Origin of the sequence: Streptomyces sp. NPDC002742 (assembly GCF_042888885.1) — a bacterium.
In the GTDB taxonomy this organism is placed as follows: Bacteria; Actinomycetota; Actinomycetes; order Streptomycetales; family Streptomycetaceae; genus Streptomyces.
The window spans coordinates 127,509-152,442 of record NZ_JBIAQF010000006.1; the positions used below are offsets into that span (position 1 = coordinate 127,509).

Annotated in this window: 17 protein-coding genes, 3 tRNA genes and 2 pseudogenes; 9 read left to right on the forward strand and 13 right to left on the reverse strand. The window is 71.6% G+C overall.

Annotation, left to right across the window (positions count from 1 at the left end; all coding sequences use genetic code 11):
• Positions 1 to 38: 38 nt before the first annotated feature.
• Positions 39 to 305: pseudogene (locus tag ACFYW8_RS12265) on the reverse strand (hypothetical protein); the annotation flags it as partial.
• Positions 306 to 351: 46 nt separating this feature from the next.
• Between ACFYW8_RS12265 and ACFYW8_RS12270 the strand changes: the two are divergent.
• Positions 352 to 875: pseudogene (locus ACFYW8_RS12270) on the forward strand (tyrosine-type recombinase/integrase); the annotation flags it as partial.
• 94 nt (positions 876 to 969) lie between these two features.
• Here the strand turns inward: ACFYW8_RS12270 and ACFYW8_RS12275 are convergent.
• Together ACFYW8_RS12275 and ACFYW8_RS12280 are read right to left on the reverse strand one after the other, a co-directional pair.
• Positions 970 to 1,042: transfer RNA gene (locus ACFYW8_RS12275), tRNA-Arg, on the reverse strand.
• A gap of 238 nt (positions 1,043 to 1,280) precedes the next feature.
• Positions 1,281 to 1,371, reverse strand: a tRNA-Ser gene (locus ACFYW8_RS12280).
• Positions 1,372 to 1,528: 157 nt separating this feature from the next.
• Between ACFYW8_RS12280 and ACFYW8_RS12285 the strand changes: the two genes are divergently transcribed.
• The gene (locus ACFYW8_RS12285; protein WP_389071538.1) at positions 1,529 to 2,092 is read left to right on the forward strand and encodes an SSI family serine proteinase inhibitor; all 564 of its coding nucleotides are present in this window, start codon (positions 1,529 to 1,531) and stop codon (positions 2,090 to 2,092) included.
• A 245-nt stretch (positions 2,093 to 2,337) separates the two neighbouring features.
• Positions 2,338 to 6,501, forward strand: coding sequence for a PAS domain-containing protein (locus ACFYW8_RS12290; protein WP_389071543.1), 4,164 nt, complete (start codon positions 2,338 to 2,340; stop codon positions 6,499 to 6,501).
• A 238-nt stretch (positions 6,502 to 6,739) separates the two neighbouring features.
• Here ACFYW8_RS12290 and ACFYW8_RS12295 read toward each other — a convergent pair whose 3' ends face one another.
• The 8 genes from ACFYW8_RS12295 to ACFYW8_RS12330 form a co-directional block, all read right to left on the reverse strand.
• On the reverse strand, positions 6,740 to 8,395 hold the full coding sequence (locus ACFYW8_RS12295; protein WP_389071549.1) for a long-chain fatty acid--CoA ligase: 1,656 nt from the start codon (positions 8,393 to 8,395) through the stop codon (positions 6,740 to 6,742).
• Positions 8,396 to 8,493: 98 nt separating this feature from the next.
• Entirely contained in the window at positions 8,494 to 9,087 is a 594-nt protein-coding gene (locus tag ACFYW8_RS12300) for a SigE family RNA polymerase sigma factor (RefSeq protein ID WP_389071554.1), read from the reverse strand.
• Between the two features lie 187 nt (positions 9,088 to 9,274).
• Positions 9,275 to 10,441, reverse strand: a complete 1,167-nt coding sequence (locus tag ACFYW8_RS12305) for a lipid-transfer protein (RefSeq protein WP_389071559.1) — start codon at positions 10,439 to 10,441, stop codon at positions 9,275 to 9,277.
• Entirely contained in the window at positions 10,438 to 10,920 is a 483-nt protein-coding gene (locus tag ACFYW8_RS12310; protein WP_389071564.1) for a MaoC family dehydratase, read from the reverse strand. Before ACFYW8_RS12310 ends, ACFYW8_RS12305 begins: the two co-directional genes overlap by 4 nt.
• The gene (locus ACFYW8_RS12315; protein ID WP_389071569.1) at positions 10,917 to 12,101 is read right to left on the reverse strand and encodes an acyl-CoA dehydrogenase family protein; all 1,185 of its coding nucleotides are present in this window, start codon (positions 12,099 to 12,101) and stop codon (positions 10,917 to 10,919) included. The genes ACFYW8_RS12310 and ACFYW8_RS12315 overlap by 4 nt, the downstream gene beginning before the upstream one ends.
• Before the next feature lies 1 nt (position 12,102).
• Positions 12,103 to 13,182, reverse strand: coding sequence for a bifunctional MaoC family dehydratase N-terminal/OB-fold nucleic acid binding domain-containing protein (locus ACFYW8_RS12320; RefSeq protein ID WP_389071576.1), 1,080 nt, complete (start codon positions 13,180 to 13,182; stop codon positions 12,103 to 12,105).
• Between the two features lie 77 nt (positions 13,183 to 13,259).
• Positions 13,260 to 14,498 carry an acyl-CoA dehydrogenase family protein gene (locus ACFYW8_RS12325; RefSeq protein ID WP_389071581.1) on the reverse strand — a complete coding sequence of 413 codons (1,239 nt, stop codon included), beginning with the start codon at positions 14,496 to 14,498 and terminating at the stop codon, positions 13,260 to 13,262.
• A 383-nt stretch (positions 14,499 to 14,881) separates the two neighbouring features.
• Positions 14,882 to 15,193, reverse strand: coding sequence for a hypothetical protein (locus ACFYW8_RS12330; protein WP_389071586.1), 312 nt, complete (start codon positions 15,191 to 15,193; stop codon positions 14,882 to 14,884).
• A 372-nt stretch (positions 15,194 to 15,565) separates the two neighbouring features.
• Here ACFYW8_RS12330 and ACFYW8_RS12335 point away from each other — a divergent pair, with 372 nt between their 5' ends.
• Both ACFYW8_RS12335 and ACFYW8_RS12340 read left to right on the forward strand, forming a co-directional pair.
• Positions 15,566 to 16,447, forward strand: coding sequence for a bifunctional DNA primase/polymerase (locus ACFYW8_RS12335; RefSeq protein WP_365869421.1), 882 nt, complete (start codon positions 15,566 to 15,568; stop codon positions 16,445 to 16,447).
• Between the two features lie 639 nt (positions 16,448 to 17,086).
• Entirely contained in the window at positions 17,087 to 18,364 is a 1,278-nt protein-coding gene (locus ACFYW8_RS12340) for a hypothetical protein (RefSeq protein ID WP_389071593.1), read from the forward strand.
• Positions 18,365 to 18,716: 352 nt separating this feature from the next.
• Here the strand turns inward: ACFYW8_RS12340 and ACFYW8_RS12345 are convergent.
• Positions 18,717 to 18,801: transfer RNA gene (locus tag ACFYW8_RS12345), tRNA-Ser, on the reverse strand.
• 637 nt (positions 18,802 to 19,438) lie between these two features.
• Between ACFYW8_RS12345 and ACFYW8_RS12350 the strand changes: the two genes are divergently transcribed.
• A complete protein-coding gene (locus ACFYW8_RS12350; RefSeq protein WP_365869417.1) occupies positions 19,439 to 20,260 on the forward strand; it encodes a DUF2637 domain-containing protein in 822 nt (273 codons plus the stop codon).
• Positions 20,261 to 20,416: 156 nt separating this feature from the next.
• On the opposite strand, the gene ACFYW8_RS12355 is transcribed toward ACFYW8_RS12350, so the two are convergent.
• On the reverse strand, positions 20,417 to 21,907 hold the full coding sequence (locus ACFYW8_RS12355; protein WP_389071598.1) for a S1C family serine protease: 1,491 nt from the start codon (positions 21,905 to 21,907) through the stop codon (positions 20,417 to 20,419).
• A 257-nt stretch (positions 21,908 to 22,164) separates the two neighbouring features.
• On the opposite strand from ACFYW8_RS12355, the gene ACFYW8_RS12360 reads away from it, so the two are divergent.
• From ACFYW8_RS12360 to ACFYW8_RS12370, 3 genes are all read left to right on the forward strand, one after another.
• Complete coding sequence (locus tag ACFYW8_RS12360; RefSeq protein WP_389071603.1) at positions 22,165 to 22,974, forward strand: glycerophosphodiester phosphodiesterase family protein; 810 nt, start codon at positions 22,165 to 22,167, stop codon at positions 22,972 to 22,974.
• A gap of 126 nt (positions 22,975 to 23,100) precedes the next feature.
• Positions 23,101 to 23,730 carry an ATP-binding protein gene (locus tag ACFYW8_RS12365; protein ID WP_389071608.1) on the forward strand — a complete coding sequence of 210 codons (630 nt, stop codon included), beginning with the start codon at positions 23,101 to 23,103 and terminating at the stop codon, positions 23,728 to 23,730.
• Positions 23,731 to 23,879: 149 nt separating this feature from the next.
• Positions 23,880 to 24,848, forward strand: a complete 969-nt coding sequence (locus tag ACFYW8_RS12370; RefSeq protein WP_389071613.1) for a DUF5926 family protein — start codon at positions 23,880 to 23,882, stop codon at positions 24,846 to 24,848.
• Positions 24,849 to 24,934 lie beyond the last annotated feature (86 nt).

Sequence of the window (24,934 nt, forward strand, 5' to 3'; positions counted from 1 at the left end):
GACACCTTTCCGGTGGACCGCCCCCGTGGCCATCGAGCAGCCTGGGTGACTGACACCTCGCAGGGCTCGGCACGGATGAGAGCCTTCCTCGTCGCTATGCGGCCGTCGTAGAGCCACGTCCATGCTTCCTGGGGTGCATCGGCGTCGAGTGCCGGTGAGATGGTGCGGAGTGCCACCGCGGTCCATCGGTCTGCCTGAGCGGCGGTGCAGGCGTCGAAGGATGCCCGGAGTGCCGGCTGTTCCGCGTCGTCGGTGAGGTCTCGGGCCCAGCACTGGCACCAGTAACCGCGTTGCGGCTTGTCCATCAGCACGGGTGGCCTCCGTCTCCGACGCGCGGGGACGCGAGGAGCGGGCCTCACCTGGAAGTCGATCGACTTCGAGACGAGTGAGCTGTACGTGGATCACCAGATCCAGCGGGCGGGCCGCGTCAGATCCTCCACCGGGAGACGAAGACCGAGGAGTCCGACGACTTCCTGCCCCTGCCGGAGTTCTGCCTGAAGGCTCTACGGATGCGCCGCGCTCAGCAGACCGGCGACCGCGAGGCGGCCGGTGAACTCTGGCAGGACACGCGCGGCCTGGTCTTCACGACGAAGTACGGGACGCCCATCGAGCCGGGGAATCTGACCCGAATGTTCGCCCTGCGTGCTCGCCGCGCCGGCCTCCGGGTCATCCCGCTCCGGAACACCCGGCACGCGTGCAGCTCGCTCCTGGTCGCACTGAAGGTCCACCCCAAGGTGGCTCGGCGCATCCTCCGGCACTCGCAGACCGCCATGACGATGGAGGTCTACGCGGAAGCAAGCGAGGAGGAGGTGCGCTCAGTGCGCTCGGCGCTCGGCAAGCTGTCCGCGGCCACGGGCGGCGGCAAAGCGGGCTGACATCGGCGCCTGACATCGGCCGTTGCTGTACTTCGCCGCCGTACGCCCCCGAAACGTCAAAGGCCCCGGATTACTCCGGGGCCTTTGACCTATGTGCACTCGGCAGGATTCGAACCTGCAACCTTCTGATCCGTAGTCAGATGCTCTATCCGTTAAGCTACGAGTGCTTGTTCTGTTGTGCTTCTGTCTTCGCTTCCCGGGCTTTTGCCCCGCTCGCGGCGACAGGAAGAACATTACATGACTGCCGCCGCCATGTGAAATCCGTTTGCCTCACCCCTTGTGAGCTGGGCAAACGCGCTTCTGAGCCCTCCCGAGCGCCCTGAACACCGGCGCGTTCCACGGCCCGCGGGGACACCCGGAACGCCGAAGCCCCGGTCCACTGGACCGGGGCTTCGGATCTTCGCGCGGAGGCGGAGGGATTTGAACCCTCGATGGGCTTGAAGGCCCAAACCGCATTAGCAGTGCGGCGCCATAGACCGGACTAGGCGACGCCTCCCGCACAACCGCTCACGCGAGCGCGAGTGGTGCGTGCAGATGATGACACAGTCGAGCGCCGTGTCACCAATCGCCCCCTACGGTACTAGGCAGGTGGGCCGCACCGCAAAGCCCCTACGGGCGCGCAACCGGGCGGGTCGCCTCGCGTTAGGCAGGGCATGTTGCGCCGACTGCTCCTCACCGCCGCCGTGTCCGCCACCGCCGCGCTCTCGACCGTGTCCAGCGCCACCGCCGGAACCGTGTCCGACGTCCCCGGGGTGTTCCCCGTACCCATGGCCTCCCCCGCCGGACCGCCGTCGCTGCTGTTCCCCGCCGGACCGTCCTCTCTGTCCGCCGCCGCGTACGGCGTCGCCCTGCCCGCCCTCATGCCCCCGCCGGCCCGCCCCGAGGACTCCACGGACCGGCTGACCGTGACCGTCCACGACGTGGGCGGCGGTGCGGACGGGACGTTCGAGCTGGAGTGCCACCCGGCGGGCGGCGGCCATCCGCACGCGGCGGAGGCCTGCGACCGGCTGGACCGGATGACCACCTGGGGCAAGGACACCTTCGCCCCGGTGCCGCCGGACACCCTCTGCACGATGCAGTACGGAGGTCCGGCCACCGCGCATGTCACCGGAACCTGGGCGGGGCGCCCCGTCGACGCGCGCTACGACCGCTCGAACGGGTGCGAGATCTCGCGCTGGAACGCCCTGGTGCCGCTGCTGCCCGGCGCCCGCCCGTAGCGCGGACCGGGCGAGGACACGGCGACGTCACGGTGATCTCACGGTGCTCTCACGGTTCCGCCGGGTGAAATGCGTGGTCACAGGTTCTACGCCGGTTCTGCGTCTCATATGTGTGCGACCTCCCTCTCATCCGGCATCGCGAGCGCAACCACTGCCCGTAGACTCCCTCGCGTGACACGCCGCGGGCCGGTTGGCAAGATGGCATCCGCGGTCGGCAAGGTGCGGTAACAGGGAGGAAGCGTCTCGTGAGCAGCAGGCCATCCCGAGGCGCTGCTCGCCTCGCAGCCATACTGGACGCGCTGCCCGATGCGCTGGTCCTGGTCAACGCCAACGGGACCGTGGTCAACGCCAACACCATCGCCCTGGAGGCCTTCGAGACCCCGGGCACGGCTCTGGTGGGCCGCGGGCTGCTCGATCTGCTGCCCGAGTTCGACTCCCGGCTGATCCCCGGATCCATGCGGCGCCCGGACACCACCGACGAGCGCGGGCGGACCAAGCCGACCCGGATGATCGCGCGGCGTACCGACGGGACGGAGTTCCCGGTCGAGGTCACCAGTGCGAATCTGGAGGACGGCCAGCAGGCCTACGACAGTCACGGACCCACCCCTGACGAGCTGCTCATGCTCGTCGTGCGCGACCTTTCGGGCACCGTCGACACCGAGGCCGAACTCGCGCGTTCGCAACGCCAGACCGAGATGATCCTGCGCGCGGCGGCCGAGGGCGTCGTCGGGACGGACACCGAGGGGCGGGTCGTTCTCGTCAATCCCGCCGCCGCCCAGATCCTCGGATACCGGGCCAGCGATCTCGGCGGCAAGGACCTGCACGCCCTCATCCTGCACTCGCGGGCGGACGGCGAGACCTTCCCCTATACGGAGTCACCGCTCGCCGACACCCTGCGCTCCGGGCGCAAGCACCGGGTGCGCGGGCAGGTGCTGTGGTCGAAGTCCGGGGACCAGGTGCCGGTCGACCTGACGACCTCTCCGGTGCGGGACGGGGACCAGCTCGTCGGTGCCGTCATGACCTTCACCGACCGGCGGCCGTACGACACCCTGGTCGAGGAGAAGGACGCGGCCGCCACCCGGCACGCCGAGGAGCTGGAGCGGATCGGCGAGGAGCACGCCGCCGAACTGGAGGAGCTGCGCGAGCGGCACACCGCCGAGCTCACCGAGCTGACCGAGGGGCACGAGGAGGAGATCGCCGCCGGCGACGAGCGCTACGCGGCGCTCGGCGAGCGTGAGAAGGACCGCTACGAGGCGCTGACCGCCCGGCACGAGCAGCTGCTCGCCGTCCTCGGCCAGTCCCTGCGCGGGCCGCTCGACCAGCTGCGCGGCGAACTCGCCAAGCTCGCCGCCGACGACGCCGGGCAGCTGTGGCCGGAGGCCAACCAGGTGCTCCACCACCTGTCGGCCGGCTACTCGCGCATCACGACCCTCGTCGACAACGTCCTCGGCTACCAGCGGCTGGACGCCGGCATCGAGACGATCTTCCGTACGAACGTGATGCTCGACGCCGTGGTCGCGGCGGGTGTCGACGGGGCCGTCGACCTGATCGGGCCCGGACGTGTGCAGTTCGCCGTGCACGCCCCGCCCATCGAGGCCGAGGTCGACCCGCAGCGGCTCGCGGGCGCCCTCGCGCACCTCATCGCGGACGTCGCCGGAGTCGACGCGACCGGCAACGCGCCGGTGTCGGCGGGCGGCTACATGGACAACACGGTCGTCGTGGCGGCGGCACAGCGCGGCGAGGTCGTCAGGATCGAGGTGCGCGGGCCGTACGCCGGGGGAGACCCGGTGCACGAGCCGATCGTGCGCGGGATCGTGCGCGCGCACGGCGGTGTGCTCCAGACGCACGAGGTGCCGGGGATGAGCGGCAGCGCGTACGTCCTCGAGGTGCCCATCGGGGGCGGGGCGGGTTCGGTTCCGCTCGGCACCGGACCGGTGGTCTCCACCGAGGTCGCCCTCGCCGAGCCGGCCGCGCAGCAGAGCGGTGGCAGGCGGCGGGCCCGGCGGTCCTCCGTGGACGCCTTCCTGGAGAGCGAGGAGACGGGGGAGTCCGGCCCGAAGGCCGTCGAGGCGGCCGGTGCGACCGCTCCCACCGGGCGCCGTCGTCGGCGCGCCGCCGAGGAGCAGACGGCCGGCGAGCTGCCGGTTCAGGCACAGGAGCAGACGGCCGACGGCTCCGACGACGGCTCCGGTGGTACCGGGCGACGCCGTGGCCGGCCCAGCTCCGTCGAGGGCACGGGCGACGCCGCGGGCGAGGGGACGCCCGACGGGGTCTCCGAGGGCGCGGTCGTGATGGCGGGCGAGCACGGGGCGGGAACCGCGGCCGTGGGATCCGGGCTGGGCGGGACGGTGCCTCCGCAGGGGGTGCCGGTGCCCTCCGGACGACGCGCGCGCCGGGACGGCGAACAGAACGCACTGCCCGCGGCGTTGCCGGCGGCGCCCGTCGCGCAGGCCGCTCCGGCGGCGACGGCGCCGGGCGACGGTCCCGCCGAGGACGACGGTGCCACCGACGACGCGGGCCGGCCGAACGGGCGGCGCCGCCGTGCGCTGGCCGCCGCGGCCGAGCGGGCCGCCGCGCAGGAGACGGGCGCCCGCGCGGTGTTCGCGCTGCCGCCGGCACAGGCGGACCGCTCCCCGGAGTACGTCCAGGCCGAGGCCCAGGCGCAGGCCGCCCAGGCGCAGGCCGTTCAAGCCCAGGCCGCCGAGGTCCAGGCCGCCCGGGCGCAGGCCGCCCAGGCGGCTCAGGCTCAGGTCGCGCTGGCCCAGCAGCCCGACGGCCGCCACGACGCGATGACGCACAACCCCGACGACGATCACACCCCGCCGCAGCCACACCCCGCCTCCGCCCCGACGGGCCGCCGACGCGCCCGTCAGGTCGCCGCGCCGGGCCAGCCCGTGACGGCGGCCGGGGCACCCGGGCAGGAACTCCCGGCGCAGGGCGTTGCCGGGCAGCCGGTCCCCGCGCCGGGGCGGACGGCTGCGGCGCAGGGGCTTCCCCGGCAGGGCGTCCCTGGCACGCCCGCCGCCGGTCAGCCGGTTCCCCCCGGGCTGCCCGCCGTCGCGCAGGCCGGTACCGCCCCCGCACCCCAGCCCTGGCCCGACGCGAACACCACCACCGGCGTGGGCACCGCGTCCGCCGGGGCCCCCGGCAGGCCGGTGCCCTCCGGCGCCGGTGCGCAGCCCGCGCTCCCGGCGGCGAACACGGCGGCTCCGGCCCCGCTCCCCCCGGAACGCCCGGTCCAGCGGGCCGCCCAGCCGCTGCCCGCCGAGGCGGCGCCCGCGTCCGCCCCGGCCGACCCCAACTCGACGCAGGGCCGTGCCATAAGCGTGCGCACGCTCGGCCAGGGCGTTCCGTTCGCCCGCCAGGTCGCGGCGGCCCAGCCGGGCGGCGGCGTCCAGGCGCAGACGCCTCCCCCGCACGGGACGAACGGCGGGGGCCGCCGCCGCAAGCTCGGCACTCCGCCCGAGCCCGTCGTCGAACGCACGGAGACCGCGGCGCGCTCGCTTCCGCAGGGTGGCCAGCCTGGTGCCGGACCCCGGCGGCCCGGCACCACCGAGGGCGCCGGACGGTCGTACGCCATAGGAGCACCGGACGAGAACGCCGCCGAGGGCCCGGAGCCGCTCGACGGTCCCGGCGGTGCCGTCGAGGTCGCCGACCAGCCGCAGCCGCGGCCCGTCGACGACGAACTGCCCCCGGAGCCGCTGGACAACCCGCGGCGGCTGCTCGTGTGGCCGGCGCCCGACGCCACCACCCAGCAGGCGCTCAGCGACCGCGGCTACCGGCCCGTCATCGTGAACTCGCGCGAGGAGGTCGACGCGCAGATCGCCGCGTTCCCGGCCGCGCTGTTCGTCGATCCGCTGACCGGCCCGATCACCCGCACCGCGTTGCAGTCGCTGCGCCAGGCCGCCGTCGCCGCCGAGGTGCCCGTCCTGGTGACGGCCGGACTCGGACAGGCGACGCGCGAGGCGGCGTACGGAGCCGACCCCGCCGTACTCCTGAAGGCGCTCGCGCCCCGCGACTCCGAGCAGCACCCGCCGCGCGTGCTGCTCATCGAGGAGCACGCGGAGATCGCGCTCGCGCTGACGGCGACGCTGGAGCGGCGCGGGATGCAGGTCGCGCGCGCCTCGACCGACGAGGACGCCGTCACGCTGGCCGCGCAGATGCGTCCGAACCTCGTGGTGATGGACCTGATGCAGGTACGGCGCCGACGCGCCGGGATCGTCGACTGGCTGCGTGCGAACGGGCAGTTGAACCGCACACCGCTCGTCGTCTACACCGCCGGCTTCGACCCGGCCGAACTGCCGCGGCTGGCCGCGGGGGAGTCGGTGCTGTTCCTCGCCGAGCGTTCCACGAGCGCCGAGGTCCAGGACCGGATCGTCGACCTCCTGGCCCGCATCGGTACCAACTAGGACCTGTCCGGCCGCCCGACCGGGCCGTGCGCCCAGCCGGTCGTGGTCGCCCGGGGGGTCGTGGCCGCCCGGCCGGTCGCACACGCGTCCCGGCGACCGCCCGGCCGTACGTACCGTCCGTGCGCCGGTACGTCCGTGAACCGCGCGTGCGCCGGGCGGGGACCCCTGGGGCTCCCCGCCCGGCGCACGTGTGACGTTGCGAGGCTCCCCGGGACCGGCCGTGGCCGCCCGGAGCGCGTCAGAGCTTGGTCACGTCCAGGCTGCCCTCCGCGTACTTCTTGCGGATGACCTTCTTGTCGAACTTGCCGACGCTCGTCTTCGGGACCGATTCGACGATCGACCAGCGCTCCGGGAGCTGCCACTTGGCGATCCCGCCCTCGCCGGCGAGGAAGGCGCGCAGGCTCTCGAAGCCGGCGGTGGAGCCCTCCTTGAGGACGACGGTGGCCAGCGGCCGCTCGCCCCACTTCTCGTCGGGGACGGCCACGACCGCGGCCTCGGTCACGTCCGGGTGGGACATGAGGGCGTTCTCCAGGTCGACCGAGGAGATCCACTCGCCGCCCGACTTGATGACGTCCTTGGCCCGGTCGGTGAGGGTCAGGAAGCCGTCGGCGCTGATCGTGCCGACGTCACCGGTCTTGAGCCAGCCGTCCTCGCTGAACTTGTCGGCGGGGCGCAGCGGTTCGGCGCCGTCGCCGCCGTAGTAGGCGCCGGCGATCCACGGGCCGCGGACCTCCAGCTCGCCGGCGGACTCGCCGTCCCACGGGAGCCGTTCGCCGCCGGGGCCGGTGAGCCGGGCCTCGACGCCCGCCGGGAAACGGCCCTGGGTGAGGCGGTACGCGAACTCCTCGTCCGTGCCCACGGCGTGGGCCGGCGGGCGGGCGATGGTGCCGAGCGGGGAGGTCTCGGTCATGCCCCAGGCGTGGCAGACGTGCATGCCCAGCTCGTCGAAGGCGGCCATCAGCGAGGGCGGGCAGGCCGAGCCGCCGATCGTCACCTGGGTGAGGGAGGAGACGTCCCGGGGCTTGGCGGTCAGCTCGGCGAGCAGGCCCTGCCAGATGGTCGGAACGGCGGCGGCGTGCGTCGGCCGCTCGCTCTCGATCATCTCGGCGAGGGGCGCGGGCTGCAGGAAGCGGTCCGGCATCAGCATGTTGATGCCGGACATGAAGGTCGCGTGCGGCAGACCCCAGGCGTTGACGTGGAACTGCGGGACCACGACGAGGGTCGTGTCACGGTCGGTGAGCCCCATCGACTGGGCCATGTTCACCTGCATGGAGTGCAGGTAGATCGAACGGTGGGAGTACACGACACCCTTGGGGTCGCCGGTGGTCCCGGAGGTGTAGCACATGGCGGCGGCCTGCCGCTCGTCGATCTCCGGCCAGTCGTAGACCGTCGACTTCCCGGCGAGCAGCTCCTCGTACTCGTGCACCCGCACGCTCGCCCCGTCGAGCAGCGAACGGTCGCCGGGACCCGAGACCACCACGTGCTCGACCGTCGGAAGCTGGGGGAGCAGCGGCGCGAGCAGCGGAAGCAGCGAACCGTTGGCGATGACCACGCGGTCGGCCGCGTGGTTGACGATGAAGACGAGCTGCTCGGCCGGGAGGCGCAGGTTCAGGGTGTGCAGGACGGCGCCCATGGAGGGGATCGCGTAGTACGCCTCGACGTGCTCGGCGTTGTTCCACATCAGGGTCGCGACCCGCTCGTCGCCTGTCACACCGAGGTCGTCGCGCAGGGCGTGGGCCAACTGGTTCGCGCGCTCCCCGGCCTCACGGAAACTGCGGCGGTGCGGCTCGCCCTCGCCGGTCCAGGTCGTGATCTGCGACTCTCCGTGCACCAGCGCCCCGTGCACCAGAATGCGGGTCACAGTCAGCGGTACGTCCTGCATCGTGCTCAGCACGGCGTCCTCCCGGGGGCGACATTGCCTACGCGGTAGTAATGGTGCGCTGATTCTGCTCACATACCGCGTGGTATGTCACTAGGCGCAGGAATGATCGATCAGCCAACGCCCTGCTCGGCGGCCGGTCGGGGCCCTTCCCGGCGGACGGGGACCAGCTCGGGGTCCTCGCGCAGTTTGCCCAGCGCGCGGGAGACCGCCGACTTGACCGTGCCGACGGAGACCCCGAGGACCTCCGCCGTCTGGGCCTCGCTCAGATCCTCGTAGTAGCGCAGCACCACCATCGCCCGCTGCCGCGCCGGCAGCTTCGTGATCGCCCGCCACATCGCGTCGTGCAGTGCCTGCTGCTCGGCGGGGTCCGCGGCGGGCAGCCCCTCGGGCTCCGGCAGCTCCTCGCAGGCGAACTCGTCGACCTTGCGCTTGCGCCACTGCGACGTCCGCGTGTTCAGCAGAGCGCGCCGCACATAGCCGTCCAGCGCCCGGTGGTCCTCGATACGGTCCCAGGCGACGTACGTCTTCGTCAGCGCCGTCTGCAGCAGGTCCTCCGCGTCGCTCGGGTTCGCGGTGAGTGACCGGGCGGTGCGCAGCAGCACGGGCTGGCGCGCCTTCACGTACGACGAGAACGACGGGTACGAACGGGGCCGCGTCGTCCTCGTGGCGGCGTCCGAGGCGCTCGTGCAGACGAGTGTGGTCATGGCTCCACGCTAGGTTCGCCCCCTCCTCCGGCGGATCGGCCGCAGGTCCCGGAGCCATGTCCGCCTCAGGTTGTAGAACTGGGGCGGGCCCCACCTCCTGAAGGTGGACAAGCGGGGCCCGCCGTCTGAGGGTTCACCCCTGAGAGACGACTGCCGGGGGAGTACTCAGGCGGGGGGATCGAGGGATTCATTCGTCGGCCCCGAGGATCAGGCCCGACGTGGGAACCCCGGTTCCCGCGGTCACCAGGACGCGCCCGGCGCCCGGTATCTGGTTCACGGACGTGCCCCGCAGCTGCCGTACGCCCTCGGCTATCCCGTTCATCCCGTGCAGATACGCCTCCCCGAGCTGCCCCCCGTGCGTGTTCAGCGGCAGCCTCTCCTCGGCGACGAAGTCCGCGGCCTCCCCCGGCCCGCAGAAGCCGAACTCCTCCAGCTGCATCAGCACGAACGGCGTGAAGTGGTCGTACAGGATCCCCACGTCGATCTCCGCCGGGCCGATCCCCGCCGTCCGCCACAGCTGCCGGGCCACCACGCCCATCTCAGGGAGCCCCGTCAGATCGTCCCGGTAGAAGCTGGTCATCTGCTCCTGCGCCCGGCCCGCGCCCTGCGCGGCGGCCAGGATCACCGCCGGGCGGCGCGGCAGACCGCGGGCCCGCTCCACGGAGGTGACCACCAGGGCCTGGCCGCCGTCGGTCTCCTGGCAGCAGTCCAGCAGCCGCAGCGGCTCCACGATCCACCGCGAGGCCGCGTGCTCGGCGAGCGTGATCGGTCTGCCGTGGAAGTACGCCGCCGGGTTCGTCGCCGCGTACTTCCGGTCCACCACCGCGACATGGCCGAACGCCTCGGGAGTCAGGCCGTGGGTGTGCAGATACCGCTGGGCCGCCATCGCCACCCAGGAGGCCGGGGTGAGCAGCCCGAACGGCAGGGCCCAGCCCAGCGCCGCACCCTCCGCCGACGGCTCCCGCCGCTGCACGCCCGAGCCGAACCTTCGGCCCGACCGTTCGTTGAACGCCCGGTAGCAGACAACGACTTCGGCCACCCCGGTGGCCACCGCGAGCGCCGCCTGCTGGACGGTCGCGCAGGCCGCCCCACCGCCGTAGTGGATGCGCGAGAAGAACGACAGCTCCCCCATCCCGGCCGCCTGCGCCACGGTGATCTCCGGACTGGTGTCCATCGTGAACGTCACCATCCCGTCAACGTCCGCCGGCGTCAGCCCCGCGTCGTCCAGCGCGGACCGCACCGCCTCCACCGCGAGCCGCAGCTCACTGCGCCCCGAGTCCTTGGAGAACTCGGTCGCCCCGATGCCGACGATCGCCGCCCGTCCGCCGAGGCCGTCCCGCCTGCGCACGCTCATGCGACACCGCCTTCGGACGGCGCGTCGACGGGGACGGGGACGGGGACGGGTGCGGAGGAAGAAACGGGTGCGGAGGAAGAGACGGGTGCGGCTCGCGGAGTCGGGACCGTCACCGTCACCGTGCCCATGACGTGCCGGCCGATACCGTTGGCGCCGAGGATCCTCACCACGGCCGTGCCACCGTCGACCTCCTCGATCGAGCCGGTCAACACCATGGTGTCCCCGGGGTGGTTGGGAGCGCCCAGCCGAATCGCCACCTTGCGCAGCACGGCGGTCGGGCCGAAGTGGTCGGTCACGTACCGTCCGACCAGGCCGTTGGTCGTCAGGATGTTCATGAAGATGTCCGGCGAGCCCTTCGCCCTCGCCAGATCCGCGTCGTGATGCACGTCCTGGTAGTCCCGTGAGGCGATCGCCCCGGCCACGATCAGCGTGCGGGTGATCTCGATCTCCAACGGTGGCAGTACGTCGCCCACCCTCATGTCTCCGCCTCCCCGTTCGCGATCAACTCCCCGAGCTCCTGCAGCACTTCGCCCCCGCATCCCAGATACGCGTCCAGCTGCCGGCCCCACAGGAAGTGCCGGTGCACGGGGTGTTCGAGGTCGGCGCCGGCCCCGCCGTGCAGATGCTGGCCCGTGTGCACCACCCGCTGCCCCGCCTCGGACGCCCACCAGGCGGCCGTCAGGGCGTGCGTCGCGTAAGGCAGCCCCTCGTCACGCCGCCATGCCGCCTCGTACGCCGTCACCCGGATCGCCTCGGTGTCCATGTACGCGTCGGCGGCCCGCAGTTGGACGCCCTGTTTGGCGGCGAGCGGCCGCCCGAACTGCTCGCGCGCGTTCGTATGCTCCACCGCCCGCGCCAGCGATCCGGCGCACACCCCGGCCTGGAGTCCGGCGAAGGCGGTGCGGGCCGTGGCGAGCAGGTCGTCGTACGCCCTCGCGGCGCCGAGTGCCTCGCCCGGCGTCCCGTCCAGCGTCAGGCGCCCCGCGGACCAGGGCGCCGTCAGCTCGACCGGCTCGCTCGCCGCCGCCTCCGCGGCGCGGACCAGCCAGAGCCGACGCCGGTCGTCGGCCACGAGCACATGCGTGGCGTCGCGCAGCCAGGGCACGACCGGGACGACCCCGGTCAGCTTCCCGGACGCCGGCTCCCGCGTCGCCGCCGGCTCTCTCGTCACCGGCTCCCGCGTCGCCGGGGCGTACAGCCGCACGGAACCGGAAGGCGAGCCGGGGGCGGAGGCGGGACCGGAGCGGGAGGCGGAGCCCGAAGCGGAACCCGCTTTCGCGTCCGAGCCGGATATCGCTTTCGCGTCCGAGCCGGATATCGCGCCGGCCACCACCACCGTCCCGTCGGCGATACCCGGCAGCAGACGCTCGCGTTGTCCGGGCGAACCGTGTGCCGCCACCGCCAGCAGTCCGTACACGCAGCTCGTCGCGAACGGCACCTGCGCCGTGGTGCGCCCCTGCTCCTCCAGCAGCAGGACGAGCCCGAGGAGCCCGATGTCCGCGACGGCCCCGACCAGCCCGGCGGCGCACAGCTCCTTCCACAGTCCGGCGTCACTGCCCGTCCCGGCGGCGGTGAGCCGCTCGTGGGTGGAGAGGTCGCCGAAGATACGCGCGGCCAGGTCCCGGGCGGCCGCCTGCTCCTCGGTGGGCGTGAAGTCCATGTCAGCTCCCCCCACCCGAGCGACCGGCGAAGGAGGCGGGCGAGCGCGCGGCCGAGTCGCCGGTAACGCCGTCGCCGCCGGACCCCTCCTCCGCCCGGAAGACCGGCAGCTCCAACTCCTCGTCGTACCGCTGGAATTCGAGCCGTACGGGCATCCCGATCCGCACCTTGTCGTGCGGCACGCCCACCACGTTGCTCACGATCCGCACACCCTCGGCGAGTTCGATCAGAGCGACAGCGTAGGGAGGGTCGAAGGCCGGGAACGGCGGATGGTGCATGACGACGTACGAATAGACGGTCCCCTCGCCGCGCGACTCGACGGTGTCCCAGTCCGGGCAGCCGCACGCGCCGCACCCCGGCAGCCACGGGAATCTCAGCGCCCCGCACGCCGTGCAGCGCTGGATCAGCAGCCGATGCCGCTCGACGCCTTCCCAGAACCCGGCGTTGTCCCGGTTGATCACCGGGCGCGGGCGCAAGCCCCTGCTCTTCGCCTCCGGGGTGCTCGCCCCAGCGGTGCCCGACGGGCCCCTGGCCACCCCGGTGCCTTTCGGATTCCGGTGCGCCGGAACGTACTTGAGGATGCGGAACCTGTGCGTCCCGGCGAGTTCGCCGCCCGCTCGGATGTCCATCCGCGTGGTGACGAAGTACCCCGTGCCCAGCTTGGTCGTCTTGCGCTCGGACACGGACTCGATCATCGAGTCGAAGGTGATCTCGTCCCCGGGGCGCAACGGACGCAGATACTCCTGTTCGCAGTCGGTGGCGACCACCGAGGTGTATCCGGCGCCGTCGAGCAGGCCGAACAGCTCGTCGTACGTCCCTGAGCGGCCGGGACGGTCCGCGTGCCCGGACAGGCCGCTCATCGTCCACGCCTGGAGCATGGTGGGCGGGGCCACGGCGTCCGGCCCCTCGTACGCGGGACTGGTGTCTCCCATGGCCTCGCACCAGTGCCGGATCATGGGCGCGTTGACCAGGTCCCTGCCGACACCCCCGACGGTGGCCGCACGCCCCTGATACTCCTTCAAACGCTCCGCCAGGCCGTCCCCGTCCCGCACGGCGCCGTCAGGCAGGGAAGCGTCAGGCACGGCGCCGCCACGCACGACGCCGTCACGCGCGGCGCCCTCACCCGCTGCGGCGCCCTCACCACCCGCTCCCCGGCCGCTCACCGCCGCCCCCTCTTCATGCCGAGCCGCATCGTCGCGACGATCTCCCGCTGCACCTCGCTCACCCCGCCCCCGAACGTGTTGATCTGCGCCGCCCTGTTCATCCGCTCCAGCTCGCCGACCCCGAACGCCCCCGGTGAACCGGAGCGGACCAATGCGTCCGCTCCCACGATGTGCTGACATATTCGGAACACCGCGACCGCGGATTCGGTTCCCATGACCTTCACGCCGCTCGCGTCTCCGGGCGCCGGTCCACCGACTGCCAGATCCACCAAACGCCAGTTGAGCAGGCGTGATGCCGCCAGTCGCGCATGCGCTTCGGCGAGCTGGAAACGCACCCACGGCTCGTCAACCCTTCGCCGCCCGGTCACCGGATCAGGTGTACGGGCCGCCTCCACCGCGGCCGCGTAGAAGTCCTCGGCCTGCATGCCGATCGCGGCGAGGGCGACCCGCTCGTGGTTGAGCTGGCTGGTGATCAGTCCCCAGCCGCCGTTCTCCTCGCCGACCAGGTTCCCGGCCGGGACGCGGATCCCGTCGTAGTAGGTCGCCGTGGTGGTCTGGCTGCCCACCGTCTCGATCGGTGTCCACGAGAAGCCGGGAGCGTCGGTGGGGACGAGCAGAATCGAGATGCCCTGGTGCTTCGGCGCGTCCGGGTCGGTCCGGCAGGCAAGCCAGATCCAGTCGGCGTTCTGGGCGTTGGACGTGAAGATCTTCTGTCCGTCGATCCGCCAGTGCCCGCCCTCGGCGCCGGCCCCTCCCGCGCTTTCCCCGGTCCCGCCCTCGGCGCCGGCCCCTCCCGCACTCCCCCCGGCCCCGGCCTCCCGGACGGCGCGCGTCCGCAGCGAGGCGAGGTCCGTGCCCGCTGACGGCTCCGAGTACCCGATGGCGAAAACGAGTTCACCGCTCAGGATGCGCGACAGGAAGAAGTCCTTCTGTTCCTCGCTGCCGTATTTCATGAGGGTCGGTCCGACGGTGTTCAGCGTGACCATCGAGACGGGCGCACCGGCCCGGTAGGCCTCGTCGAAGAAGACGAACTGCTCGTCCGCTCCGCGCCCCTGCCCTCCGTACGCGACCGGCCAGCCGAGCCCGAGCAGACCGTCGGCTCCGATGCGGCGCAGCAGCGCCCGCCGTCGCGCGGGGTCGTCGGCAGGCGGTGGCCCGTCCGGCATCAGATCCCGGAAGTACGTGCGGAGTTCGGCGCGCAGCCGCTGCTGGCGCTCGGTGGGGGCGAGGTGCACGGCGGCGGCCCTCCCGGACCTCGTACGAACAAGGTTTTCTGACTGTCCGTCAGATACTGTTGCCTGTCAAGGTCACGGACACCGCCCTGAACCGCCCGCGCGCAACCGTCCGAGCGACCCCTCCGACACCCCCTCCGACACCCCCACCGCCGGCGCCACCGTCGGCGCCACCCACTCACGACACCCCGTGCACGCCACCCCGTCACGGGTCCTTACGCGCCCCCGCGACGGGTCCGCACGACACCCTGGAGCGGGTCATCCGAGCACCTCCGAACACGTCTGCGCGACGACGCCGAAGCACCGTCGCGCAGACGTTGCGACCCCCCACGGAGCACTACCCCATACGGAAGACCCCCGGCCGATGGGAACCATCGGCCCCCGGCTCACCAGAGCTTGACGAAGTTGATGAGGACGTTCTCGTTGCCCTGGTTGACGGCCGTGACCGCTGAACCCGTCACCTGGGCGGTATCGCTCCGATTCGAGGCTCCGGAGCCGACCGCCTGCTGTTGAGTGGTGGAGGAGTCGCCGCTGTTGTCACGCCCGACCCCGCTGCCGCTGACGGTCGCCACTCCGGCGTTCGATCCGGTGTCCGCGAAGGAGCCGTTGTCGGCCGCCGCGACGCCGGAGAAGAGGGCGGCGGTCAGGGGCAGCGCCGCGACGGCGGCGAGGACACGAGCGGTACGGATGTTTGCCATGTGAATTCCTCCAGAACCGGTTGTACGCACCGGCGGTGAGCCGGGACGTACGGGAAATACGGCTTGTTCCAAGGCGGTTGGCCGACCGCCTCGGCGCTGTCCACGACGTCGCGAGTCCAGAGTTGCCCACCGCATCCCCGGCGAACCACCCCGGAAGCCGCAATTCCCCCTCAAGCGTGAGGACATATCGATAAACCACCTTCACGCCCACAAAGCCCCTGCTCAGCCACCTGTCGGCCGCTCAACCCCAAGCGCCGCAACAGCTGAAGCGTTCCGGCATGCTTTCGGCCGATCTCGCCCATCACCCACCCCGCGCCCTCGCGCACCCGGAGAGCCCTTCCCTTTTTCGAACACTCGTACGAACATGGATGCATGGCCACCATCGACCGGCGGGCCACCACTCTGGCCCTGGCCCACGCCCTGTCCGCAGCCGAGCGCGGGCTGGCGGTGATCCCGCTGTCCCGTACGAAGCTCCCGGCCCTGCGCTCCCCCCACCGCGACGACCCCGATCCCCTCCCCTGCCACGGCGAATGCGGCCGCTTCGGGCACGGCGTGTACGACGCCTCGACCGAGCCCCGGCGCATCCGCGAACTCTTCGCCGCCGCCCCCTGGACCACCGGCTACGGCATCGCCTGCGGGCTGCATCCGCACCACCTCATCGGCGTCGACCTCGACACCAAATCCGATACGGACTCCTCGACGGCCCTGCGCGAACTGGCGCTGCGCCACCTCTTCACGATCCCTGACACGGTCGTCGTCCTGACCCCCAGCGGCGGCCGCCATCTGTGGCTGAGCGGACCGCCGGACGTCGTCGTCCCCAACTCGGCCGGCCGGCTCGCCCCGGGCATCGACATCCGCGGCGCGGGCGGCTACCTCGTCGGCCCCGGCTCACGCACCGAACACGGCGTGTACGAGACGGCCCCCGGCACCGCTCGACTCGCGCCCGCACCCTGCCCGCCCGAACTCCTGCGCCTGCTCCTGCCGCCGCCCGCGCCCCGCGCGCACCACCCCACGCCCTCCGCGACCGACCGGCAGGGCCAGGGGCTCGTCCAGTTCGTCCTCGCCGCGCACGAGGGCCAGCGCAACACCCGCCTCTTCTGGGCCGCGTGCCGCGCCTACGAGAACGACATCGGCCCCCAACTGATCACCCCGCTTGTCCAGGCCGCCGTCCGCACGGGCCTCACCGAACGAGAGGCCCGCTCGACGATCGCCTCCGCGGCACGGATGACGGCTCCTTCGTCCCGGCGGCACTGAAGCGACGCCGTCGCCCACGTCGCCGGGTGACAGGCGACACGGGTGACGGCCGTGTTCACCCCGGCGGCGGGGGCGAGGGCGTCGCCGATCAGGGCCGGCACGGGGAGTCGCCCCGTCGGCGCGGGAGCCCGCGGAGCCGGTCGGCGCCCCGCCCGGAGAGCGGCCCTCGGGCCCGGAAGCGGTGCGGGACCACGGACCCCGGTGGGCCGGTGACCGCTCCGGGCGGCGCGGGCGACGGGTGGGGCGCCGCCCCGCCCACCGCCCGCCCCGGTCCGCGCATCCGTCGGCACATCCGTCGGCGCACAGCGGTCGGTGAACAGAACTGCGGGACGATGCACACGTACGGGGTGCCGCAAACCAGGTTTCATCACACGTACGGGTGAGCGTCGGAACCTGACGGCCGGGTATGGGGTCACTGGCTCGGAGCTGCGGAGGGGTCTGGTCCGGTGACGGCCCGAGTGGCGAAAACGCCCGGTGACAACGGCGTTTCCGGAAGGAAGTGATGACACGGAACGCGTTTCCGGTCCTCATGAGTCAACAGCGTGAGCGTGTCTACACCGAAGCAAACGTCTCGATTGTTCAGAATGTTGCCAACTGCCCCATTTGAAACTTTGAAGTTTCGCTGCCGAGGAGCGTGGCATGCAGGTTCGCAGGTGGCTCCCAGGCCAACCCACACATATCGGTCGGCACGACTGGCCGGACGAGGGCGACGACACAACACACCTGCGGTTGCGGGCCGGCTCCATTGTGGTACTCGACCAGCAGGCCTGGCGGATCCTGGAGATCAACGACTACGCGGGCGACTGGTGGCCGGAGTCCTATGAGAAGGCATGGGGCGAACACGTGGAGTTGTGGTGGCACGCCAACGAACTGCGGCGGGCCAACAACCAAGCGGTCAAACCGGCCCCCGAGCGCGCCGAGTTCTACAAGCGCCCAGTGGTCCTGGTCCTGCGCAGCGAGAACTTGCCCCGATCCGCGCCGAAGCACTGGTGCGCTCCCGCCAGCCACGACTGGCAGGTCCTCCCGGAGCACTACGCCGTCTGCCGCGCCTGCGGCGAGCTGCCGCCCTGCCACCACGGGGAGTACCGCTGGGAGGGCGGTCCCCGCCGGCCGGAGCAGAGCGGCAGCATCCCGCTCATGGTGCCGGAGGGCTGCTGCATGGGGTGCGCCGAGCAGATCAAGCCCCGGGGACGAACCGTTCACTTCCCGGGTCCGAACCTCTGGTACCCGGACCTGGGAGAGAACACCGCGGTCTTCCACACCCGCACCGCCTGCGCCGATCAGGTCGACTGCTACCGCATGCAGTGGCAGACCCAGTACAGCCCCCGCGCCTCCACGCACTCCGCCACCTTGGCGTTCCCGGGTTTCGAACACTTCCTACTGCCCCGGACGCGTCGCGCGCCGGACCTGATCCCGCACGTCCAGCAGATCTCCCATGGCCCGTACGCCGCACAGCCCTCACCGGTTCTGCCGTCCCGGCCGGAAGAGGAGGCACGCACCTCCCCGGTCAGCGGCTCCGGCACCTTCCACCCCCCGTTCGACAGGTACCGAGGGGAGCCGGAGACCGGCGCGATGCCGGTCGGCCTGTCGGCACCTGCCTTTCCTGAGCCGACGCACCAGCCGACCCCCGCGGCTTCCGGCGTGCCCACGGCAAACCCGACCGTGCCGGTCCGGTCCGCCGCACCGGGGTCTCCTCCCCCGGCCGAGGCTTCAGCGCCCGCCGCCGCTTCGCCTCCCCCTCCTGCCGAGAGCGCCGAGGCAGCCCTCCAGGCGGCGCAGGAACTGGGCCTGTCCCTGGCAGAGCGCCCGGCCTTCCACAACGCGGAGCAGGCGGCCAGGGTGATCGAGGAACTCACCGCCGCGGTCCGGAACATCGCGCTCTGCCTGAACAACCCGGCTGCCCGCGAGCGCTCCTGACCCGCGTACGGCGGCCGGGCGCGGGCTGCCTGTCACGACCGTCACGATCCGGGCCGTTCTCTTCGGGTTCCGTCACGGCCGTCAGGGGCCGACCCGACAAGCCCACGGGGAGCGGATGACGGTTCCCCGGCGCCGCGGCCGTGTCGGCCTCCCATCGCGGCGCCCGGCACGAGGAGCGGTGCGCTCCTCGAAGGTCCTGGGACAGGGGTCTGGGACAGAACTCGTGCCAGGCTTCGGGGCACACCACCGATCGACACCATGGCGGAGCCTGATCGACGCGGGACAAGCCTCATACGGATGGGGTGCCCCTCAGTGAGAGGCACCCCATCCGGCCAAGTACACCCATGAACTGCGGTGGGTGTGGGATTTGAACCCACGGTGACTCGCGCCACGACGGTTTTCAAGACCGTTCCCTTAGGCCGCTCGGGCAACCCACCCCGCTCCCGCCCACCTGGGGTGGGAGCGGATACAGCGTACCCGGCTCCAAGCGTGTCGCGGAGGCGCGGTCCGCACCGGGTCCACCAGCGCCGAGCGGGCTCACCGACGTCACCGGTCCGGTGCCGACGGCTGAAGCCCGGTGCCGTAACCGTGTGATCGGAGAGAAGGGCCTCCACGCGTGCTGTCCTGGCCGCCCCCATGGAGCACGAACCCACCCGTCAACGTGCGGGAACCCATCGGCTTCGGGTTCACGAAAAACCGCTTTCGTGAATACTTCGCCGGCTTGCGCTCACTCGATTGCCACACATCTGAAGGAGGGGGAGCGGCGTTAGCGAAATATGGCGAAAGTAAGTTCTCTCGCTCCACCCGTCTCCGGACCGACGGCACAGGGCCCGGCCGCGGCCCGTGCCGTGACGACCGGGCGATACACCTGCACGCCTGCCGCCGCGTACACATCGCCTGACGCCCGCGGCACCTTGCGCGGAGACGGCGCGCGCATCGGACCGCGTGGCACCGAGTCGCTGCTCGGCGATTTCCTGACGGTACTGGACGCGGTTCAAGAGGAGATCAACCAGCGGTGGAACGGCCAGGGACGTTCCGGCCGCCACATCCCTCACGTGACGGGGACGAATTTCCGTGAATGACGACTATCCGAATCTCTCCTTCGCCCGGTATGGACAGCACCCCGGATATCCCACCGGGACGGAGACCGGCGGGTACGACGATCCCGTCGACGCTCTGCACGAACAGGGCTGGGACCCGGTCGAGGAGCTCACCTACCTCCTGCAGGATGCCGCGGCGGCGGAGCAGGAGGTCATCGTGCCTCCACCGCGCAGCGAGCCGACGTACCCCGACGAATTCACCAGTGACCCGATGGACAACCTGGTTCAGCTCACTACCGAGTTGCCGCCCATCCGACGGTCCTCGACCGGACATCGGAAAGTACGAGTCCGCAATCCCCGCTTCAACTGGCTGCAGACCGTCAGCTTTGTGATCGCCGCGCTCGCCGCCGCCACCGTGTCGATGGTGAGCGTCTTCAGCGGCATGGTGGCCTACACGCCCCTGCAGCACATCGCGTCCAACGCGCAGAGCGGCACGGGGCCTTGGTGGCCCCTTCTGGTCTACGGCCCCTGGATGGTGGCCTCGCTCTCCATTCTGAGAGCCGCCCTGCACCAGCGCCGGGCCGTGCACTCGTGGTACGTCGTTCTGCTGTTCTCCTCCGTCGCCATGATGTTCTGCGTGGCCGACGCCCACCAGACCATCACGGGTGTGGCCACGGCCCTCGTACCGGCCCTCGCATCCTTGAGCTGCTTCCAGCAGCTGATCCGTCAGATCACGCTGACCCGGCCGCCGCGCCAGACCGTGTCCCGCCATCGGCAGCGCCCCTGCCCGGCGGCGTCTTCGGAGCGCGTCGAAGACAAGAAGGGTCCGGCCGCAGCGAAAACGCCTCGCGCTTGATTCGTCCTGGGGCCTTCGCGGCCGGGAAAGGACAGCCGGCACGCAGAAGGGGTGTCTCTCGTGAGAGACACCCCTTCTGCGTGTACGTCTACTGACCTACTGCCCTACTCGCCCACTGACCTGCGGATCGACCTGATCCGGGCCGGGAGCGGAGGGTCAGCTGTCGCCCTCTCGGGAGCCGAGGGTGACGTCGACCGTGTGGGTCTTGCCGTCGCGCGTGTAGGTGAGCTGGACGGTGTCGCCGGGCTTGTGGGTCCAGATCGCGCCGATGAGGGTCGGGCCGCTGTCGATCACCATGCCGTCGAGCTTGGTGATGACGTCACCGGGCTTGAGACCCGCCTTGGCGGCGGGGCCGCCGGACTCGACCGCCGCCGAGCCGCTCGCACCCTGCTGGGTGATCTTCGCGCCGCCCGTGCCGTCCTCCAGGGAGACCGACGCGCCGATCTTCGCGTACACCGGCTTGCCGGTCTTGATCAGCTGCTGGGCGACGTACTTGGCCTGGTTGACCGGGATCGCGAAGCCCAGGCCGATCGAACCGGACTGGCCGGAGCCGCCGAGACCGCCGCTGGTCGACGACTGGATCGCCGAGTTGATGCCGATCACCGCGCCCGACGCGTCGAGCAGGGGGCCTCCGGAGTTGCCCGGGTTGATCGAGGCGTCCGTCTGCAGGGCGCTCATGTAGGAGGACTTGCTGCTCGCGCTGCCGTCACTGGAGGCGACCGGACGGTTCTTCGCGCTGATGATGCCCGTGGTCACCGTGTTGGAGAGACCGAAGGGCGCGCCGATCGCGATCGTGGGATCGCCGACGGCCACCTTGTCGGAGTCGCCGAGGACGAGCGGCTTCAGGTCCGAGGGCGCGTTCTTCAGCTTGATGACCGCGACGTCGTACCCCTGCGCGTGGCCGACCACCTCGGCGTCGTACTTCTTGCCGCTCGGGAAGGTCGCGGTGAGCTTGCCGCCGTCGACCGCGTCCGCCACCACGTGGTTGTTGGTGAGGATGTGGCCCTGGGTGTCGAAGACGAAGCCCGTGCCGGTGCCGCCCGTGCCACTGGTGCTCTGGGCCTCGATGGTGACGGTGCTCGGCAGCGCGTTGGCCGCCACGTTCGCGACCGTGCCCGAGGCACGCCGGACCTCGCCGCTGGTGCTCGGGGCGGAGACCGTCGTCGAGCCGGTCGAGTCGTCGTTGTTCTTGGCCAGCGAATAGCCGATGCCGCCGCCCACGCCGCCGGCGACCAGCGCGGCCACCAGGACCGCGGCGACCAGGCCGCCGCGCCCGTTCTTCGGCTTGGGAGCGGGCTGCTGGTAGGAGGAACCCCAGCCGCCGGTTCCCGAACCGCCGCCGTCGGCGTACGAAGGGGTGGCGGGCGGCGGAGGCGGCCAGCCCGCCTCCGGGGCGGAGCCCTGCGTCGCGGCCTGTCCGTAGGGGTCGGCCCCCTGCCCGGCTCCGGCCGACGCGTACGCCGGCATGCCCGCGGGCGCCGACGGGTGCTCCGGTGCGCCGGGGGTGCCGGGCACCGCGGGGATCGGGGCGGTCGGCGCGCCCCCCGCGTGCGAGGCGCCCTGCGCGGAAGCAGCAGGAGTTTCCACCGGCACGGGAGGTGCGGACGGGGCCGGGGGTACTGCGGTGCCCTCGTTCTCGGTGCTCACAGCTCTTCTCCTCGATCCACGGCTGTTGTTCTCGGTCGCACTCGGTCACGCCCACTCACACTTGTCGATGGCCCGGCGCGATTCAGCTGTGCATGTGCTTTTGTACGCCGACAGCTTTTCCCACAGGGCGTCAGGGCACCATAAGCGGTGGCTGTGCGTCCGAGGTCATCCTTTATAACGGACCTTTAGTACTAAAAGGAATGAAGTGGGACGCATCTCACCTCACACCGGCCCCGCGACGATGGCACCATGACGCGGTGACCCTCGCACGACAGCACCCGATTCAGGTCGTCGCCCACCGCGGCGCATCCGAAGAGGCCCCCGAGCACACCCTGGCCGCGTACAAGAAGGCGATCGAGGACGGTGCGGACGCCCTTGAATGCGATGTACGGCTGACCGCCGACGGCCATCTCGTCTGTGTCCACGACCGCCGCGTGAACCGTACGTCCAACGGCCGCGGAGCCGTCTCCGCCCTGGAGCTCGCCGAACTGGCCGCACTGGACTTCGGCTCCTGGAAGAACCGCGACGAGTCGCCCGACTGGGAACACGCTCCCGGGGGCCTCCAGGACACCTCCGTCCTCACCCTGGAGACACTGCTCGAACTCGTCGCCGACGCCGGCCGCCGCGTCGAGCTGGCCGTCGAGACGAAGCACCCGACCCGCTGGGCGGGCCAGGTCGAGGAACGGCTGATGCACCTGCTGAAGCGTTTCGGCCTGGACGCCCCCGCGTCCGCCGACGAGTCCTCGGTGCGCGTGATGAGCTTCTCGGCGCGCTCACTGCACCGCGTCCGGGCCGCGTCCCCGACCTTGCCGACGGTCTATCTGCTCCAGTTCGTCTCGCCCCGGCTACGGGACGGACGACTGCCCGCGGGTGTCCGGATCGCGGGCCCGTCGATGCGGATCGTACGCAGTCACCCCGGGTACATCGAGCGACTGAAACGCGCCGGACACCAGGTGCACGTCTGGACCGTGAACGAGCCCGAGGACGTCGATCTCTGCGTTGAGCTGGGCATCGACGCCATCATCACCAACCGCCCGCGCGCGGTACTGCGTCAACTGGGCCGCTGACCTGGTCTCGTCCAGACCGGGACGCCCATGGAAAACACCACGATCACCCCTCCAAAACCGTCGGGAACCGGACACCCGGTCACAGGGAGTGCACCGGCGCGTTCTTTCCGCATTCGATCGTTACGAGTGCGTCAGCAGACGTCGATTGGCCGGTTTCCGGTCCAGTCCAGAGGGGCATTCACACCGTGGCGTGGGGCAAAGGAGGTCTCGGGGGTGGCGTTGGTGGTGGCACGGGAGGTGCCCACGTCGTCGAGCATGGCCGTGCCCCATGGCCCTGCGGGCGTGGGGGAAGCAAGACACCGGATGCGCGATGAGCTGCGTTCCGGCGGTGTGGCGGAAACGGTCATCGACGATGCCGTACTGATCCTTTCCGAACTGCTCAGCAATGCCTGCCGACATGGCCGGCCCCTGGGGGACGCCCTCGCGGGCGACGGCGACGTGCGCGCGACATGGCGGGTCGACCCGGCGGGACGGCTGACGGTCGAGGTGACGGACGGCGGTGGCCCGACCCGCCCCGTTCCCGCCACCCCCTCGGTCACCGCACGGGGCGGCCGCGGGCTGAACATCATCAGGGCGCTGGCCAAGGACTGGGGCGTACGGGACGGCATCCACGGCGAGGTCACGGTGTGGGTGGTCATCCAGGACGACGTGGAAACGGCGCGCCGGCACGACGACTTCGCTACGCGCGTCGCGTCACCGAGGGTGTCCGGGATACCCGATCTGGACTTCGTGGACGCCTTCGACGACCTCGACTGAGGCCGGACCGCGGGCCGGACCGCGGCGCGCGGACCGGCCGCCGGGTTCGTGGACGACGCGGTGCGTTGTCCACAGGATCCCGTCGGTCCCCGTACGAACGGCTAGGCTCGCGCCAGTACGAGACGAGCCGTGATCGGGAGACACTCACGATGGCCAAGAAGCGACCCCAGACGAAGGCCAAGCAGCCGCAGTTGAAGGACGGCGGCGAGATCCCGGTTGTCGGCGCTCGCGAGCCCTGCCCCTGCGGCAGCGGCCGCCGCTACAAGGCCTGCCACGGCCGGGCAGCCGCGCACGCCGTGACCGAGCTGGTGCACCGCCCGTTCGAAGGCCTGCAGGGCGAGGGGGACTGGGTCGCGCTGCGCGAGCTGGTGCCCGCCGCGACGGTCGAGCTGAAGCTCAAGGAGAGCCTGCCCGAGGACGTTCCCTCGGTCACCCTCGCCACCGTCCTGCCGATGGCGTGGCCCGCGCTGCGCCGCGAGGACGGCTCGGTGCTGCTCGGCCTGCAGAACGACACGGCGTCCGGCGACATCAGCCGCGACCTGGCCGACACCCTGCAGCGCGCGCTCGTCGCGCCGCCCGGCACCCCGGTCGAGGGCCGGCGCGCCGCGGCCGGCGGTCCGCGGCTCCAGGACCTGCTCGACCCCGAAGGCACCTTCGAGCCAGTTGTGCACAGCGGCTTCGAATTCTGGGTCCCCGACGCGGAGAACGCGACGGCCGAGGTGACCGCCTCGCTGGAGCGGGCCAACGCCGCCGCCATTCCGACCGTGAAGCTCTCCGGGGTCGACGCCGCCTACTGGTGCGAGACGCCGGACAAGAACCACCTGCGCTGGGTCATGCCGTACGCGGAGGAGCAGCTTCTGGACGCCCTCGCGCGGCTGCACGCCGAGGGCCGGTCCAGCCTCGGGGAGGGCACCCGGCTGGTCGGTTCCTTCCGCGCGCACGGGCTGACGGTGCCGGTCTGGGACCTGCCGACAGGGGTCACGGCGGACGACATCGAGAAGCCGGCGGCCGAGTTCGCCGAGCGCCTCACCACCGCTCTGGCCATGGACGCACCGCTGACGGCGGACGAACGCCGCGCGCGCGGGGGGCTCACCAACCGCCAGGTGACGCTCAGCTGACCCACAGCGGAACCACAGATCGGGAAACTGACCGACCGGTCAGCTGGTCAGGTCCTCGGAATAGGGTGACTCCTGTCACAACTCCC